Source organism: Ensifer sp. MJa1 (assembly GCF_037026475.1).
Lineage (GTDB): Bacteria > Pseudomonadota > Alphaproteobacteria > Rhizobiales > Rhizobiaceae > Ensifer.
Genome location: NZ_JAKUMO010000007.1, coordinates 216,113 through 230,988 on the forward strand (window position 1 = coordinate 216,113; position 14,876 = coordinate 230,988).

Below are 14,876 nucleotides of genomic sequence, written 5' to 3' on the forward strand. Positions count from 1 at the left end.
AAGGTTTTGTAAGCGGGCTGGCTCAGCCCAGCAGCTTGGAGACGGGCGTGACCACGCCGCCTGCCGCCTCGATTTCGCTGCGGACGGTACGGGCAAGTTCAAGCGAACCCGGCGTATCGCTGTGCACGAGGATGGAACGGGCCTGCATCGGGATCACGGTCCCGTCGATAGCGGTGACTGTGCCTTCGATCAGGAACTGCCGCACCCTTGCGCGCAATCGAGGCTCCTCCTTGACGAGGGCACCGGGTTGCCCGCGGGGCACGAGCTTGCCCGCGGCGTCATAGGCACGGTCCGCAAGAAAGAGGGTGAGCGTCTTCAGCCCGGCCTCGAGCGCTGCGCGTTCAATGATGCTGCCGGACGTGCCAAAGACGATCAGATCGGGATCGACGGCACGGATCGCCGCCATCGTCGCCGCCGCCAGGCCCGGGTCGCGATTGACCATGTTGCCCATGGCCGCGTGAAAGCTGACATGGGAGACGCGAACATCTTCCACGCGAGCGATCGCGATTAACGCGCCAAGCTGGTAGAGCATCTGCTGGCGCAGTTCATCCGCGCCGATCGGCAGTTCGCGGCGGCCAAAACCTTGCCGGTCCGGCAAGCCCGGATGGGCGCCGACATCCACGCCCCTCGCCCGTGCAAGACGAACCATCCGGGCCATTGTCTCGGGGTCGCCGGCATGAAAGCCGCAGGCGACGTTGGCGGAGGTCACGACATCCATCATCGCCTCGTCATCGCAGAGCGAATAGGGCCCGAAACCCTCGCCCATGTCGGAATTGAGGTCCACCTTCATGAAGATCTCCTAAGCCATTGCGACGAGCGCCTCGCGGACGAGGCGCGCAGTACTTCTGATGTCTTCGATATAGGCAGCGAGCGCTTTCTCGATGGCCCGAGCCTCGGCGTGCGTGGCGGGCACGAAGCGCAGCGTCGAACCGATGCGAGCCTGCCCCATCCGCCAGAGATCCGCCTCGATGACGCCGGCGATCTTCGGATAGCCCCCGGCCGTGTTGGCATCGCTCATCTGCACGATCGGTTCGCCTGCCGGAGGCACCTGGATGACACCGGGCACGACGCCGTGCGAGCGCATCTCCACTACCTCTATCGGGTGGATCGGATCACCGCTGAGGCGATATCCGGTGCGGTCGCTGCGCGCCGAGACCTTCCACGGCTGACGCCAGAACCGGTCCGCATCGGCCCCGAAAAGGTCATGTTCGCCGGCCGGCAGCGCGCGAACGCGAAGCGCCCCATCTTCGTCGACAGGGAACATATCCCTCAAGGCAATAGCTGGCGGCACGACGCCGAAACCGCCTTTCGGCAGGAAAACAGGCTCAACCGCACCGGACGCGATGCCGTCGCCGACGGCAAGTGTCCGCCCCGAAAACCCGCCGAAGCTTCCACGCAGCGACGTGCTGCGCGATCCCATCACCTCTGCCACGTCGGCCCCGCCAGCCAGGCTCACATAGGCTCGTGCATCGCGAAGTGGCGGGGAGAGTTCCAGCACCTGACCAGCCTCAGCTTCCGCTGCCCACCACGGCGGCAGGGCGACGCCGTCGAGCTTCGCCCGGCAATCGGCACCCGTCAGCGCGAATGCGCCGCCTTTGGTAAAAGACAGCCGGAAGGGGAAAGTCTGGACCTCGATGACGGCAACGCCCCTCTGGTTGCCGAGGAGAATATTGCCGATCTCCATGGCCAGGGGGTCCATTGCGCCCGAAGCCGTAACCCCGATGCTTCGATAGCCGGGACGCCCCAGATCCTGGATGGTGTTCAGCGGGCCGGTTTCGATGATCTCGATCACAGCTCGATCCTTTCAGGGAGAAAGCGAACGGTGTCGCCAGGCGCCATCAGGGCGGGCGTTGCGGCCTCAGGATCAAACATCTGAAGTTCGGCAAAGCCGATCGAATTCCATCCGTTCGGGCCGGTCAGCACGGCCACACCGGTCTGCATGCCGCCGATCGTGACGCAGCCGCGAGCCATCTTCAGCGAGGGCACGGTCTTTCGCGGCATGTGGATGCGTGGATCAAGGCCGTGCAGGTATCCGAAACCCGGCGCGCTGCCGAGCGCGAAGACGCGATAGATGCCTTCGTGGTGAATGCGCACGACTTCGCGGTCGCAAAGCCCGCTGAGATTGCAGAGCGCCGGCAGGTCGGTCGCATGCTCGCCGCCATAGGTGACGGGGACTTCAATTTGCCGGCCGGCGAGATCGATGCCCTGCGCTCTCCGCCATTCGTGCTGTAGTTGCCGGACGACCTCTTCCGGATTGTCCGGGGTCGCCTTCAGGATCACAAGCACGTTCGTCATACCGGGAACGATCTCGGCGACGTCGCCGTGTGTCGCAAGCGCATGCGAGAGCGCCCAGATGCGCTTCTGGTTCGGTAGGTCGAAGTCACCGGGTGCTTCAAGGAGAAAGGCACGTGTGCCGATGAAGGAAATCTTCGCCCACCCCTCGGTGTCAGGAACGATTGAGACGGGCGACGGGAACGGGGCCTGTTGCAGGACACTCATTGGGCATGTTCCATCATGAATACCGGATCGCCATAACCAACCAATTCGCCCGCACGGGCCTGAACGCCTGCGACGATCGCGGCTTTCGGCGCGATGACTGGAAGCAGGATGGGCCCGACTTCCACAAAACCGGCGATCTCGCCCGCCTCAAGCGTGCTGCCCTCACGGGCAAGCGGTGAAGCATCGACGCCGCCGGGATGTCGATCCCGAAACACCCCGGCGAGTGGCGCCTTGACGGCCCATCCCTCCGTCACCGGCGCAGCGGCATCCTGAGCCGCGTCATGAGGCTTCACGTAGCTGACGTCGGGGGCCAGCACGATCTTCAGGGCGTGCCCCTCCGTCGTGCTGATCTCCAGTTCGCTCGCGCCGGATGCGCCAAGCCAGGTGGTCAAAGTGGAGATGAGCGCCGGATCGGAGAAATCGCCGATCCCGGATCTCACCGACGAGCGATCACGCCTTGCCATTGGCTTCTTCCCTCAAACGTTTTTCAAGATGATGGATATCGACGCAGCCCCGCACGAAATCCGGATCGGCAAAGATCCTTCCGTGCAGCGGAAGATTGGTGGAAATGCCCTCGATCCTGGTTTCCGAGAGGGCGACCTGCATGCGCCGGATCGCCTCGCCGCGGGTCGGCGCATGGACGATCAGCTTGGCGATCAGGGAATCATAGTATGGGGAAACCCGGTAACCGGCCGAAACATGGGTATCGATGCGAATGCCCGGTCCGCCCGGAAAATGAACTGCTGAAATGCGACCGGGGGCAGCCACGAAAGTGGTCGGGTCCTCCGCATTGATGCGGCATTCGAAGGCGTGTCCTCCTGCCTCGCCACGAAAACGGTTCGTGTCGAGCACGCTGCCCTGCGCTGAACGCAACTGTTCGTGGACCAGGTCGACGCCGGCTGTCGCCTCCGTCACCGGGTGTTCGACCTGCAGCCGGGTGTTCATCTCGATGAAGTAGAACTCGCCGCGCTCGTAAAGGAACTCGAAGGTCCCAACTCCGCGATAGCCGATCTGCCGACAGGCCTCCGCGCAGCGCGCTCCGACCCTCTCTGCGAGGTCCGGCGCGATGCCGGGTGCGGGTGCCTCCTCGACGACCTTCTGGTGGCGCCGCTGGACGGAGCAATCGCGATGACCAACCCAGACGGCGTTGCCGTGATTGTCACAGAGCACCTGGAACTCGATATGGCGCGGGTGCTCCAGGAACTTCTCCATATAGAGCTCAGGCTTGCCGAAGGCGCGGCGCGCCTCCTCGCGCGTAATTGCAACCGCATCGGCCATATCGGCACCGTCGCGCACGACGCGCATGCCCCGCCCGCCGCCACCACCGGCCGCCTTGACGATGACCGGATAGCCAATTTCCTCGGCGATTGAGCGCACGGCCTCGAAATCATCCGGTAGAGGCTCGCCAGGTCCCGGCACGCAAGGGACCCCGGCAGCCATCATGGCGCGTTTCGCAGCAATCTTGTCGCCCATGATGCGGATCGCCGAAGCCGAAGGACCGATGAAAACCAGCCCGGCCCTTTCGACCGCTTCGGCGAAGTCGGCGTTCTCCGAAAGAAACCCGTACCCCGGATGGATCGCCTCAGCACAAGTCGCGCGCGCTGCAAGCAGGATCGCCGCCTGGTTGAGGTAACTCCTTGTCGGTGCCGACGGCCCGATCGACAGGGGGCCACCTTCGCTCGGGGTCGCCGCTCCGGCACAATCTGCCTCGGAAGCAACGCGGATCGCACGAAGGCCGAGTTCTTTGCAGGCCCGTTCGATCCGGACGGCGATTTCTCCACGATTGGCGATGAGGACGGACTGGAATGGACGGCCGAGTTTCCGGGCTGCCTCGAAGGACGCGTCCATCAGCCGATCTCCACAAGCGGATCGCCGAAAGAAACCTCCTGCCCATCCTCAAAGAAGATGCGCTTGACGATGCCGCCGAGCGGGGTCGAGATGGTCGTGAAGACCTTCATCGCCTCCACGATGCAGAGAGCCTGCCCCACCTCCACCTGGTCGCCTTCCGCAACCATTGGAGCGGATCCGGGGCTGTTTGACTGATGCACGATGCCTGCGGTCGAAGCGCGAACAAGCTGCCCTTGCGCCTGATCATCCAATTTTTCCGGTTCCGCCGTTGAAGGCGTTGCCTGCGCCACGGTCAGGCGTTCCGGGTTGGCGGCAGCTTCACGAACCGGGTTGCGAATGATGACCGTCGTGTCCGCATCGCTGACTGTCAGCTCAGAGACACGCGAACGCCCGACAAAATCGAGAAGCGTCTTGATCTTTTGCAGATCCATTGTTTTCCCCACGGAACGAAGGGCACCGGGACGTGGCCATGAGAGCCTTGGCCCGTCCGGTGCGAGTTGGGGAAATCTTACACAGCATCCCGTTTGATGGGGGCAGACAAACTTTGAATAGAGAGCCGCCACCGGATGGGCAAATGCAGGCGCCAAGGGACGGCCTCAACGGCGGCAGGCCTGGACGCCTGCAGCGCGATAGGTCAAGGGCTGGTGCGAAAGGGCTCAGCTAGAAAAGGCGATGATCGCGCGCAGCAGAGCCTGCACGGAAAGCCGCCCTGCCGGTGCAAGGCGATCATGACCGCGCAACCTCCCTGCCAAGCCGCAATACCTCAGCGATGAGCAGGCTGAGGTCTTCTGCGCGGGTGCGATGGTTACAGATCGCCGCGCGCAGGCAGTGTCTCCCCCGGATCGTCGTGTCGGAGAGCGCTGCCACCCCGGTTTCCTGCAGGCGCAGCATGATCTCGAGATTGATCTCTTTCAGCCGCTCCTCGCTCAGACCTTCCGGCGCATAGCGGAAGCAAACGATGTTGATCTCGGGCTCGGTGATAAGCTCCAGCGGCGGATGCGCGCGCACCAGGTCGGCGAGGTAAGTGGCCTGTGCGATGTTCTGGTCGATCAGCCGACCGAACTTGGCAACGCCGTGTTCCATCAGCGCCATCCAGACCTTGAGCGCCGAAAAGCCGCGGCTGGTCTGCAGATTGAATTCGTGAAGCCACGGACCGGAGGCGATGCCGCGCGGCATGCCCTGCAGGAATTCCGGCGACACGGCGAAGGTCTCCCGATGCTTCGTCCGGTCGCGGACGAGCGCAAAACCGACCTCGAACGGGGCATGCAGCCATTTGTGCGGGTCGAGCGCGACGGAATCAGCGCGTTCGATGCCCTTGACGCGCCAGGCGTTCTCAGGCGCGATCGCCAGCAACGCGCCGATACATCCGTCCACATGGAACCAGAGATCCTCCTTAGCGGCGATCCCGGCCAAGCAGGTGAGATCGTCGACCGCGCCGGAATTGACCGTGCCAGCCGTCCCGATGACACAGGCGGGTCTGAAGCCTCGCGCGCGATCCTCGGCGATTGCTGCGCGCAGAGCCGCAAGGTCGATCCGGTAGCGGCTATCGCTCGGGATCCGTCGCAGTGCCTTGTTACCGAGGCCGAGCGTTTCGACCGCCTTGCGGTGGCAGGAATGAACCTGCTCTGAAGCGTAGAAACGCAAGGGCTGCTTGAGGGCTGCAACCCCCTCCTCGCGCAGATCGATCCCCGCCATGGCGTTTCGAGCGACCGTGAGCCCAATGAGATTCGCCACCGAGCCGCCACTGACCAGCGTCCCGGTCGCCGTTTCGGGAAAGCCGATCATGTCGCGCAGCCACCCGACGACCTGCTGGTCGACGAGGGCTGCGGCATGGCGGCCGCCGCCAAGGTTGGAACCCTGGATCGCGGCCAGGAAATCGCCGAGCGCGCCGGTAAAGTTGCCCGAGCCCATGTACCAGGACCAGAACCGTGGGTGGATGTTGCCCATCGGATAGACGAGCACCGTGTCCTTGACCAGCCTGTATACGTCCTCGATCGGCGTCGGTCCGTCCGGGACCGGCGCCCGGAACAGTGCCTCGGCCTCCTCCGGCAGCGGCCGCCAGACCGGACGCTGACGGACGTGGCCGACGTGGTCGACGGCGTCGTCGACCACCCGGTGGGCGAGCGCCGCAATGGACGCCCAGTCCGGCGGGTCGAGGGTTTCAGCAGGGGGCAGATTTTCCGGCCGCTTCACCGATCCGTCGCTCCAGTCCAGGGATTGCGCTTCCATTGCTTCCTCCTCTACTCGGCTGCGAGCTGGAAGCCGGGCGTGGAGCGCGACAGTTCCATCTCCTCGGCACCCATGTCCGCGGGGATCGTTTCGAACAGCGGCGTCGACAGGTAGCGCTCGCCGGTGTCAGGCAGCATGCAGAGGATCACCGAGCCTGCCGGCGCGCGCTCCGCGATCTGGCGCGCAACACCGAAGGTTGCGCCGCCCGAAACACCCGTGAAGATGCCCTCCTTTTGTGCAAGCGCCTTTGCCCATTCCATCGCCTTTGGACCGGCGATCGGGACAAGTTCGTGATAGTAGTGGCGATCGATCGCCTCCTTGAGGACATCCGGGATGAAGTCGGGTGTCCAGCCTTGGATCGGATGTGGCTCGAAGGCCGGGTGGCTTGCTGCCGGGCCACCGCCCGTGCCACGCTGCTGCACATGGCCGCTGCCGAGCAACTGCGCGTTTTCGGGCTCGGCAAGAACGATCTTCGTCTCCGGCCGTTCGCGCCGCAGAACGCGGGATACACCGACGAGCGTGCCCCCTGTGCCGTAGCCGGTGACGAAGTAATCAAGGCGGGATCCGGCAAAATCGTTGACGATCTCCCGGCCGGTCGTCGCTTCATGGATCGCGGCGTTGGCCGTGGTCTCGAACTGCCGGGCGAGGAACCATCCGTTCTTCTCGGCGAGCTCCGCCGCCTTGCGATACATGCCGAGGCCCTTCTGCGCGCGCGGCGTCAACACGACCTTGGCGCCCAGAATGCGCATCAGTCGGCGACGCTCGACGGAGAAACTATCGGCCATCGTGACGACGAGCGGATAGCCCTTTTGCGCGCAGACCATCGCCAGTCCGATACCGGTGTTGCCACTGGTCGCCTCGACCACGGTCTGCCCGGGCTTCAGCTTGCCGCTGCGTTCGGCCTCCTCGATGATCGCAACCGCCAGCCGGTCCTTCACCGACGACGCCGGGTTGAAGAACTCAGCCTTCACATAGATGGTTGCGTTGTCGACGCCGAGATTGTTGACGCGGATCGACGGCGTGTCGCCGATCGTCTCCAGCACGCTGTCAAAAAGCCGCCCGCGGCCGCTCGTGGTTCTCTGTCCTGAATTCGTGGGCATGGGTTCTCTCACTCTTCCGGATGCCAGGTTACGCAAGCGATGCTAAAGTGCGGGCGTGGGAGCCCGCGTGGGAGTGCGCATGGAAACGGATGGCCCGGACGTGGATTTTTCGGCGCCGGAGCTGGAACTGCGGCTCCTCGGACCGATGAAACTCTTGCGCCGCGGCGTGCTCGTGACCCTGCCGCCGTCGCGCAAGGTCCGCGCGCTGCTCGCCTATCTGGCCCTCACGCCCGGTCCGGTATCCCGTGAGCGGCTCTGTAATCTGCTCTGGGACGGGCCGAGCGATCCGCGCGGAGAATTGCGCTGGAGCCTGAGTAAGCTGCGATCGCTCATCGACGCCGATGGCCGCAAGCGCGTGATCGCCGCGGGCGACGAGATTTCGCTCGACCTTGGCGACTGCGATGACGTCGACGTTCGGCGCCTCAAAGAGGCAAGGCGGAGCGGGATCAACAACCTGGACCTGCCTACGTTGCGAACGATCGCCGAGCGATGCGGCGGCGACCTCCTTGAAGGCGTCGACATCGACAACTGTCCCGCCTTCGCACACTGGCTGACGTCGCTGAGGAGCGAATTTCGTCTTTACGCGCTGGAGATTGTGGCAGAGATCGGCAGGAGAACACCTGTCGGTAGTGAGGACGGCTTGCCGGCGGCACTGCAATGGCTCGAGCGCGCGCCGCTCGACCCCGGGGCCAATATCCGTTTACTTTCGGAACTGATCCACCGGCGAATGACCGACGCCTGCGATCGGCATCTCCATGCCGCGGCACGCCTCTTTGCCGATGAGGGCGAGGACTTTCAACCGGTCCACGCGGCATGGGTGCATCTCCAGCGCCCGGCTCGGCAATCGGCCGTCACGATCATTTCGGAAGGCAGCGGACCGGTCGAGCCCGTTCAAATGGCGGCCTCGCGCCGCGCCTCGATCGCCGTCATGCCGTTCCGCGATCTTTCCCCTGGCCTGGCGGGCAAGAACGATTTGGGCAGCGCGATCGCGCATGACGTCGTCAGCAAACTCGCGCGCTTGCGCAGCCTTTTCGTCATTGCCCGTGGCTCTGTCTTTGCCATCGCAGACGAAGGGCTCGAACTGCAGGAAATCGGTCGCCGCCTTGGCGTCGACTACATCGCGACCGGCTTCCTCGAGCGACACGATCACGGAATAGGCGTGACGGTGGAGGTTGCCGAGGCGGCAACCGCCCATATCATCTGGACCGAGCGCTTCGAGGCCCGCTCTGCCGAGCGCTTCGCCCTCGTCGATGAGGTCGGCAACAGCATCGTCTCGTCCATCGCCGCCGAAATCGAGAACGAAGAACGCAACCGGGCGATCCTGAAACATCCGGACTCGCTCGATGCCTGGGAGGCCTATCACCGCGGGCTCTGGCACATGTTTCGCTTCACGGCCGAGGAAAACGCCCGCGCTGCCGCGTTCTTCCGCCAGTCGACCCGCCTCGATCCGACCTTCTCGCGCGCCCATGCGGGGCTCTCCTTCACCCATTGGCAAAGAGCGTTCCAGCGCTGGGGCGACCGCGAAGCAGAGACCCGGGAGGCGCTCAGGGCCGCCGGGCAGAGCCTGCTGGTCGACGACCAAAACCCGGCTGCGCACTGGTCGATGGGGCGTGCCCTTTGGCTGACCGGCGATCACGACCAGGCAGTGCGCGAACTGGAGCACTCCGTCCATTTGAGCCCCAACTTCGCACTTGGCCACTATGCACTCGCTTTCGTGCATTCGCAGTCCGGCGACCCTGCAGCGGCGATCGCCGCTTCCGATCATTCACGTCTCTTGAGCCCCTACGATCCCCTGCTCTTCGGCATGCTCGGCACCCGGGCGATCGCCCTCATCCGGCTCGGTGCCTTTGAGGAAGCGGCCAATTGGGCCGTCAAGGCGGCCGCCCGTCCTAATGCACATGTCCACATCCTCGCGATCGCCGCCCACTGCCTCGCACTCGCCGGACGCATCGGCGAGGCCCGCAGCTACGCTGCCCGCATTCGCCTCCAGAACCCGAACTACCGAACGGACAACTTCCTCGACACCTTCCACTTCACGCCCGACGTCATCGCCCGATATCGTGAGGCGGCGGCCTTGATCGGGCTTGCGACCTGAGTGATCGGACAGAACGGGGTTGAAGGACCAGGGGCGGCTATCGCCTGCCTGCGGATCGAGTATTGTTCGGCGACCTCCAAGGTAGGATTCGGGCACCTGCAGAATGCCACTGGGGAACGGAATTGATGTCGGATCATGATGCGCAAGAAATCGGCCTGCTGCTCATTGCAAGCTTTCGACAACTGACGGGCCGAAACCTGATCGACCCGGCGGCGAGTAGCAGATGGCTCTACGAGAGCGCGCCGTTTGCCGTCCTTGCGCACGATCGATCCGATGATCCTCGCTTCATTTACGCCAACAAAACCGCCCAGGATTGCTTCGAGTATAGCTGGGACGAAATGGTAGGGATGCCTTCGCGCCTTTCTGCGCAAGCCCCTGAGCGCGAAGAAAGGCAGCGCTTTCTCGACAGCGTTTCTTCCCAGGGGTTCATCGACAATTATCGCGGCCTTCGCATCGCGAGATCCGGGCGCCGGTTCTGGATCGAGGAGGCGACCGTCTGGCAACTTGTGCGCCCCGGCGGCGAATACTTCGGTCAGGCCGCCGTCTTTCATAGGTGGAAAGACCTGTAACGCAGCACCTAATCTTCGCCACGGGACGGCGGCGCTCCTTCAAGGAAATCTACAGGCTCGGGGCGCCACTCTTGTGTGATTGCCGCTGGCGGGTTCATCGGCTCGCGGACTAAGCGTTAGACTTAGCGTCAATTCGGACTTTTCCCCTACCTTCGCCGACCTTCACAGAAGGCTGTAGCGCGCAAGGATTTCGGCGATCTGGTCGTCCTGTTTCTTGTTCGGCAGAAGCGCCGGCTGACGGCTCGCGCCGACCGAGGCGTCCTGCAGAAAGAGGGCTCGCTTGACCATGGCAGGGGCAAAGCCCAGCGCATAGAGATCCGTTCGAAAGGCGGCAAAGGTCGCCTGTTGTTTCTCTGCCTCGGCCGTGTCGCCGGCATTGAAGGCCTTCAGGATGCCTGAAAGCACCTGCGGCATGGCATTGCCAAGGCCCGAAATGCAGCCGGCGGCTCCGTTCTCAAGCGCCCAGAGCACGAGATGATCAGGACCGGAATAGACTTCAAACCCCTCAACCTCCTTGGCAACCTTCAGATAGGCCTCGAGCGTCTCCTTTGCACCACCCGAATCCTTGATGCCGGCGATGTTGCCGTGACCCGCGAGCGTGCGGGCGGTCTCCGGTTCAATGTGGTTCTGCGTGCGAGCCGGAATGTCGTAGAGGTAGACCGGCGTCTTCACCGCATCCGCAACGGTCGAGAAGTGGCGGATAAGACCATCCTGCGTGCAGGCGATGAAGAAGGGCGTGATCACGGCAATGCCGTCGACGCCGATGCGGTCGAATTCGCGCGCGAGCTTCAACGTCTCGAATGTCGCCGGCATGCCGGCGTTGACGATCACCTTCACCCGGCCGCCGACCTCGTCCACCACTTCCTCGGTGAGGCGCACTTTTTCCTCAAACGTGAGCGCGGAGAAGTCACCGTTGGTGCCGGCGCACATGATGTTGTTGCCCGCCTCCACCTGCCGGCGGACCTGGGCGCGCGTCGCCTTGTAATTGATCGTTTCGTCTTCGTTGAAGCAGGTGACGAGGGCGACATAGGCTTTTCTGGTCATTCGATAGTCCTTTGAATAATCTCGTGCCTCAGGAGGCGCGTCGGAGACGGGCGGCGCGGTGCTCGGCCTGAACGTCGGGATCCGGGTCGAGGCCGGCGGCAAGCAGCGCGCGCGTATAGTCCTGGCGCGGCGTCTCGAACACGTCGCGCACGGTACCGAGTTCCACGACATTGCCCTTTTGCATGACCATGACGTGATCGGCGAAATCGCGAACCACCGGCAGGTCGTGGGCAATGAAGATGAACGCGATGCCCATTTCCTTGCGCAGCTTGTCGAGCAGCGCGATCACCTGCGCCTGCACCGAAACGTCGAGCGCCGAGACCGCCTCGTCACAGATGATCAGTTGCGGTTCGAGCGCAAGTGCGCGAGCAATCGCAATGCGCTGGCGCTGGCCGCCGGAGAACTGGTGCGGGTAGCGTCCCATGTGTTCCGGGCCAAGCCCCACCTGCACCAGCAGTTCGGCCACGCGCTCACGCCACCTGGCCTTGGGCAGAATATCGGGGTGAATGACCCAGGCCTCAGAGATCAGCTGGTAGACGGTCATACGCGGATTGAGCGATTGCGTCGGATCCTGGAACACCATCTGCAGGTCGCGCCGCAGCTTGTAGAGTTCGGCCGGCGACATGGTGAAGAGATCGCGGCCTTTCCATAGGGCTTTGCCGCTGTCCGGCTCGTCGAGACGCAGCAGGATACGCGCAAGCGTCGACTTGCCGGAACCGCTTTCGCCAACGACAGCCATCGTTTCTCCGGGCATGAGGTCAAAGGAAATGCCCTTCAGCGCCTCGAAGGAACCATAGCGCTTGCGCACGTCGTGAACCGACAGGACGGGCTCTACCCGGGCGGCTGGCGCGTGCATGTCGCCCTTGCCCGGTGCGGCGGCAATCAGCTTTTTCGTGTAGGGATGCTGCGGGTTCTTGTAGACCTCGCGCACGGTACCGGTCTCGACCAGCACGCCCTTTTCCATCACCACGACGCGGTCGGCGACTTCCGCGACCACACCGAGATCATGGGTGATGATGAGGATCGCCATCCCGGTTTCTTGCTGCAATTCCTCGAGAAGTGCCAGGACCTCGGCCTGCACGGTGACGTCGAGCGCCGTCGTCGGTTCATCGGCAATCAAGAGGTCCGGGCGAAGCGCAAGCGCCATGGCAATCATCACGCGCTGACGCTGGCCGCCCGAAAACTCGTGCGGATACTTGCTGAGCGACCTTTCTGGGTCAGGAATGCCGACCCGTGTCAAAAGGCGCAGCGCTTCCGAGGCAGCCTTGGCGGCATCGGTTCCGTGGGTGGTGAGCGCCTCGCGGATCTGCCAGCCGACGGTATAGACCGGATTGAGGTGGCTGAGCGGATCCTGAAAGATCATCGCCACGCGGCGTCCGTTGATCCGGCGTCGTTCGTGCGCCGGCATCGTCAGCAGGTCGACACCGTCGAGCAGGATTTCTCCCGAGCTGATCCGCCCTGGCGGCATGTCGATCAGGTTCATGATCGCCGACGAGGAGACCGATTTTCCCGACCCGCTCTCGCCGAGGATCGCCAGCGTCTCACCGCGGTCAAGGTGATAGGAGATGTTGCGGACCGCCTTGACCACGCCAACGGCGGTGTGGAACTCGACCGAGAGATTGCGGACTTCCAGCAGATGGTCAGCCATTCTTGTGACCCTTCATTTCGAGGCGCCAACGCTGCACCGGATCGAGCGCGATGCGCAGCCAGTTGGAGAGCAGGTTGAGCGACATGGTCGTGAGAATGATGGCAAGGCCCGGCCAGAAGGACAGCCACCACGCATTGGTGAGGTATTGCCGTCCCTGCGAGATCATCAGACCCCAGGTGATTTCCGGCGGCTGGATGCCAATGCCGAGGAAGGACAAAGCGCTTTCGGCGAGCATGACGTAGGCGAAGTCGAGCGTCGCAAGCGTCGTCAAGGTCGGCAGCACCACCGGCAGGATATGGCGAAAGAGGATGCGGTTCTTCGATGCGCCCATCACGCGTGCGGCCTGGACGAACATGCGTTCGCGGATTTCCAAGACCTCAGCGCGGGTCGTGCGGAGGTAGACCGGGATGCGGGTGATCGCGAGCACCAGCATCAGGTTGAGGATCGACGAGCCGAGGATGTAAAGCACGATCACTGCGATCAGCAGCGACGGGAACGACATGATGACGTCGGCAAGGCGCATGATCACCTGATTGACGCGCGGCGAGGAAAAGCCGGCAATGAGACCGAGGAAGGTGCCGGCAACTGCGGAAAGTGCGACGGCACCGGCTGCGACCATCAGCGTGTTCTGCGTCGCAACGATGATGCGGGCAAGCAGCGGCCGGCCGAGCGCATCCGCCCCCATCCACCAGACCCAGCCGCGCTCCCAGTCGAAGGGGGCGGCGTTGCGTCCGCGCAGGTTCTGCTTGGTTGCGAGATCACCGAGCCAGCTTGGCCCGATGATCGCAAGGATCAGGATGAAGATGAGGAAGATCACCGCGCAAAGGGCAAACTTGTCGGCGAGCAGCATGCGCCACATCCGCCTGGCGAAAGACGGCTCTTCGAGGATGACGCTGTCGTTGGTCACAAGGGTCATGGGCCGTCTCCTCAATGCCTTATGCGCGGATCGAGCAGCGCATAGGCAAGGTCGATCAACAGGTTCATGACGAAGATCGCCAGCGCCGTGACAAGGATGGCGGCGAGCACGACATTGAAATCGCGCTGCAGGATGGAATCGATCATCAGCTTGCCGACCCCTGGAAACCCGAAGATGGTTTCGACGATGACAGCACCGTTCAACAGGCTCGCAGCCTGGTCGCCAAGCACGGTGATCACCGGCAGCATGGCGTTGCGCAAGGCGTGCACGAAGATGATCGGACCGGATTTGACGCCTTTGGCGCGGGCCGTCTTTACATAGGCCGAGGAAAGCGCGCCGATCATCGAGCCACGCACCACCTGCACGATGATGCCGAAAGGCCGGATGAACAGGACGGCAATCGGCAGGATCCAATGGAGCAGCGACCCCGTACCCGAGGTCGGCAGCCAGGCGAGATTGACCGAGAAGACGACGATCGCGACGATCGCGATCCAGAAATCGGGAACCGAGGCGCCGATCAGCGAAATGACGGAGGCGAGCCGGTCGAAGAAGCCGCCAGCGCGGAAGGCGGCAAGCGAACCGACGACGATGGCAGCACCCGCGACCAGCGTCATGGTGATGACGGCAAGCCAGAGCGTCCAGGTGAAAGCTTCGAGCACCACGTCGAGTGCTGGGCGCGCCTTGCGCAGGGACTCGCCGAAATCGCCGGTGACGACGTCGCCGACATAGCGCGTGAACTGCACCAGCAGCGGATCGTTCAGACCGTGCAGCTCGCGAAACTGCTCCTTCATTTCGGCGGAAGCCTCGACCGGCAGGAACAAAGCCGCCGGATCACCCGTCAACCGCGACAGGAAGAAGACCATGACGAGCAGCCCGACGAGCGAGATCAGACTGGCCACGGCGCGTGTTCGAACGAATTTCAGCATGG

The 14,876-nt window shown here is 63.6% G+C and carries 14 protein-coding genes; 2 read left to right on the forward strand and 12 right to left on the reverse strand.

Annotated elements, in window-relative coordinates:
• Positions 1-22 precede the first annotated feature (22 nt).
• The 8 genes from MKZ91_RS12460 to MKZ91_RS12495 form a co-directional block, all read right to left on the reverse strand.
• Positions 23-790: a LamB/YcsF family protein gene (locus MKZ91_RS12460; RefSeq protein WP_336171182.1), complete on the reverse strand. Its 768-nt coding sequence runs from the start codon at positions 788-790 to the stop codon at positions 23-25.
• A 9-nt stretch (positions 791-799) separates the two neighbouring features.
• The gene (locus MKZ91_RS12465; protein WP_336171183.1) at positions 800-1,792 is read right to left on the reverse strand and encodes a biotin-dependent carboxyltransferase family protein; all 993 of its coding nucleotides are present in this window, start codon (positions 1,790-1,792) and stop codon (positions 800-802) included.
• On the reverse strand, positions 1,789-2,499 hold the full coding sequence (gene pxpB / locus MKZ91_RS12470; RefSeq protein WP_336171184.1) for a 5-oxoprolinase subunit PxpB: 711 nt from the start codon (positions 2,497-2,499) through the stop codon (positions 1,789-1,791). Before pxpB ends, MKZ91_RS12465 begins: the two co-directional genes overlap by 4 nt.
• Positions 2,496-2,963, reverse strand: a complete 468-nt coding sequence (locus MKZ91_RS12475; RefSeq protein ID WP_336171185.1) for an acetyl-CoA carboxylase biotin carboxyl carrier protein — start codon at positions 2,961-2,963, stop codon at positions 2,496-2,498. The genes pxpB and MKZ91_RS12475 overlap by 4 nt, the downstream gene beginning before the upstream one ends.
• The gene (locus tag MKZ91_RS12480) at positions 2,950-4,347 is read right to left on the reverse strand and encodes an acetyl-CoA carboxylase biotin carboxylase subunit (protein ID WP_336171186.1); all 1,398 of its coding nucleotides are present in this window, start codon (positions 4,345-4,347) and stop codon (positions 2,950-2,952) included. The genes MKZ91_RS12475 and MKZ91_RS12480 overlap by 14 nt, the downstream gene beginning before the upstream one ends.
• The gene (locus MKZ91_RS12485; RefSeq protein WP_336171187.1) at positions 4,347-4,934 is read right to left on the reverse strand and encodes an acetyl-CoA carboxylase biotin carboxyl carrier protein; all 588 of its coding nucleotides are present in this window, start codon (positions 4,932-4,934) and stop codon (positions 4,347-4,349) included. The genes MKZ91_RS12480 and MKZ91_RS12485 overlap by 1 nt, the downstream gene beginning before the upstream one ends.
• 139 nt (positions 4,935-5,073) lie before the next feature.
• Positions 5,074-6,576 (reverse strand): pyridoxal phosphate-dependent decarboxylase family protein, encoded by a 1,503-nt coding sequence (locus tag MKZ91_RS12490; RefSeq protein ID WP_442892261.1) that lies wholly within the window; start codon positions 6,574-6,576, stop codon positions 5,074-5,076.
• A gap of 11 nt (positions 6,577-6,587) precedes the next feature.
• A complete protein-coding gene (locus MKZ91_RS12495) occupies positions 6,588-7,676 on the reverse strand; it encodes a PLP-dependent cysteine synthase family protein (protein ID WP_336171188.1) in 1,089 nt (362 codons plus the stop codon).
• 79 nt (positions 7,677-7,755) lie between these two features.
• Between MKZ91_RS12495 and MKZ91_RS12500 the strand changes: the two genes are divergently transcribed.
• Positions 7,756-9,771 carry a transcriptional regulator gene (locus MKZ91_RS12500; protein WP_336171189.1) on the forward strand — a complete coding sequence of 672 codons (2,016 nt, stop codon included), beginning with the start codon at positions 7,756-7,758 and terminating at the stop codon, positions 9,769-9,771.
• 125 nt (positions 9,772-9,896) lie between these two features.
• Positions 9,897-10,340, forward strand: a complete 444-nt coding sequence (locus MKZ91_RS12505; protein WP_336171190.1) for an MEKHLA domain-containing protein — start codon at positions 9,897-9,899, stop codon at positions 10,338-10,340.
• Positions 10,341-10,502: 162 nt separating this feature from the next.
• Here the strand turns inward: MKZ91_RS12505 and MKZ91_RS12510 are convergent, their stop codons facing one another.
• Genes MKZ91_RS12510 through MKZ91_RS12525 form a run of 4 tightly spaced genes read right to left on the reverse strand, consistent with a single transcriptional unit; the run spans position 10,503 to position 14,874 of the window.
• Positions 10,503-11,384 (reverse strand): dihydrodipicolinate synthase family protein, encoded by an 882-nt coding sequence (locus tag MKZ91_RS12510; protein ID WP_336171191.1) that lies wholly within the window; start codon positions 11,382-11,384, stop codon positions 10,503-10,505.
• Between the two features lie 28 nt (positions 11,385-11,412).
• A complete protein-coding gene (locus tag MKZ91_RS12515) occupies positions 11,413-13,032 on the reverse strand; it encodes an ABC transporter ATP-binding protein (protein WP_336171192.1) in 1,620 nt (539 codons plus the stop codon).
• Positions 13,025-13,948: an ABC transporter permease gene (locus MKZ91_RS12520; RefSeq protein WP_336171193.1), complete on the reverse strand. Its 924-nt coding sequence runs from the start codon at positions 13,946-13,948 to the stop codon at positions 13,025-13,027. The genes MKZ91_RS12515 and MKZ91_RS12520 overlap by 8 nt, the downstream gene beginning before the upstream one ends.
• A gap of 11 nt (positions 13,949-13,959) precedes the next feature.
• Complete coding sequence (locus MKZ91_RS12525; RefSeq protein WP_336171194.1) at positions 13,960-14,874, reverse strand: ABC transporter permease; 915 nt, start codon at positions 14,872-14,874, stop codon at positions 13,960-13,962.
• Positions 14,875-14,876 lie beyond the last annotated feature (2 nt).